This window comes from Haloferax profundi (assembly GCF_001469865.1).
GTDB lineage: Archaea > Halobacteriota > Halobacteria > Halobacteriales > Haloferacaceae > Haloferax > Haloferax profundi.
On the sequence record NZ_LOPV01000485.1, the window covers coordinates 1 to 1780 of the forward strand.

Genomic DNA, 1780 nt, shown 5'->3' on the forward strand with positions numbered 1-1780 from the left:
TGGGTCAGCCGCGTCTGTATCGACCGAGTCGAGGAACGCTGCTGCGTCCTCTGCAATCTCGGCGAGAATCGAAATCACATCGCGAATCGTCGGACTCGCATTACCGTGTGTCGAGGGGTCTGACGTGATTCCATTGCGGCGATAAGCTTCTCGAACAGTGGTCCCAAGGACAGCGCGTTCTTTCTTGTCGAGGCCGTTGCCGACGTGAGCGAAGAACGTATCGAAGAAGCCCATGACGCTACTGAAGCGCTGACTGAATGGGTCGATGTCAGGGACGTCACGCAGGACATGTGCTGGTGTCTCCCTGATTTCGAGTGGGTTCAATCCTCGTGACCCACCAACCACGATGTGTTCGCCATCGAGGGCATCGGAGAGACTGCGGAAGCCCTCCAGTGGGTCGATCATGATGAGGATCGTGTCGGGATCCTTTGCGAGTTGGCGCAGATTCAAGAGTTTCGTCCCGAACGATTTTCCTGACCCAATCTTCGCTGCGGTGAGGATATTGTAGCCGTTCTGCCGGTCGAATCGGTCCATGACAACCGGGGCGTCGGTCGTGGCGTGGTAGCCGACAAGTACACCACTTTCTTCGATAAGAGTACTCGCAGAGAAGGGGAACAACGCACCAGCGGCTTTGCCCAACATCGGTGTTGTCTGTCGGAGCGTGTCCTTCGCAATCGGACTGTTGCTCACAAGGCCCTCGTCCTGAGTGTAGTCAACCGACTTTGTGACCAGACGCTTCTTCATCAACTCCGACTGGAGTCGGGTGGTTGTCTCTTTGACCTCCTTGTTCGTATCCCCACGAATAGTGAGGTAGACCGCGACTTCGAAGACCCGCTGTGAGCCATCGGTGAGTTGGGCAAGGACCTCTTTGTGCTCTTGGAGTCGGCGTTGGGTCGCCCCCAGTGACGCACCGCCACGCTGTTCTTTCTCTCGCCTTGTTGCATCGAGATCCGTGATTGCACGCTCGAATTGCTTGATTGCCTGCTCCGACTCACGAGGACTGGCGTGAATGGAGATATCGATGTCAGCACTCGGGTGTGTCGTGAGCATATCGAGTAACCCGGGCGTTGCCGCTGCTGGGAAGTCTGCGAAGAACAGTGTCTTCGCCCAGCGGTCACCCGTCTGTGTGATGTCGGATTCGAGTTTGATGCTAGAGGGCGCAACGTTTTGGGCATGCACTCGAATCTGGTCGCCCTCAGTGTCGTTGGCTTCGAGACTGGTGAACCGCTCGATGAGGGTTTTGAGCATTTTCAGAACCTCCCCGTGTCGTCACCAGTCACGACGGGAATCGAACGGACCCGCTCATTTCGTTGGCCCTCACTCGGTCCGTAGTGGGTGCGTTCGCCACTCCAGTACTCTTCGAGCAGTGCCGAGAGTTCGTCGGCCGAAACACGTTCAGCGTCACAGCCTTCGAGGTCACGGATACCGCTCTCGAGCGCACGGAGGCGACGTCCCAGTTCTTCTTTTTGTCGCTCGCGGATCTCCTCGTGTGTGAGCTGAGTGCTTTCGGCTCCAAACACCCGAATGAAGCCACCAATTACGGGGACTTCACACAGTTTCGCCAGTGCACCACGGTCAGCGAGTTGTACCTCACGGATGCTGACGGGGATGAGGATGTGATACTCCCGGACACAGGTTCCACGGCTCTCGAACTCCGCCGGGAACCGCTCACGATAGACACGAATTATGTCTCCAAGAGCTGGGTTGTCGATGACGTCCGAATCGTCTAGCCGTGCACGATAGCCAGCGGTGATTCGATCAGGTTCAACTGGCCGGGCAG

The 1780-nt window shown here is 57.1% G+C and carries 1 protein-coding gene and 1 pseudogene; both read right to left on the bottom strand.

What is annotated here, in order from left to right:
- Positions 1–1248 (bottom strand): VirB4 family type IV secretion system protein (locus AUR66_RS15810; protein WP_058573215.1); only part of this gene is annotated, 1248 nt, incomplete at its 3' end.
- Positions 1249–1250: 2 nt separating this feature from the next.
- Positions 1251–1780 (bottom strand): annotated as a pseudogene (locus AUR66_RS22810) (hypothetical protein); the annotation flags it as partial.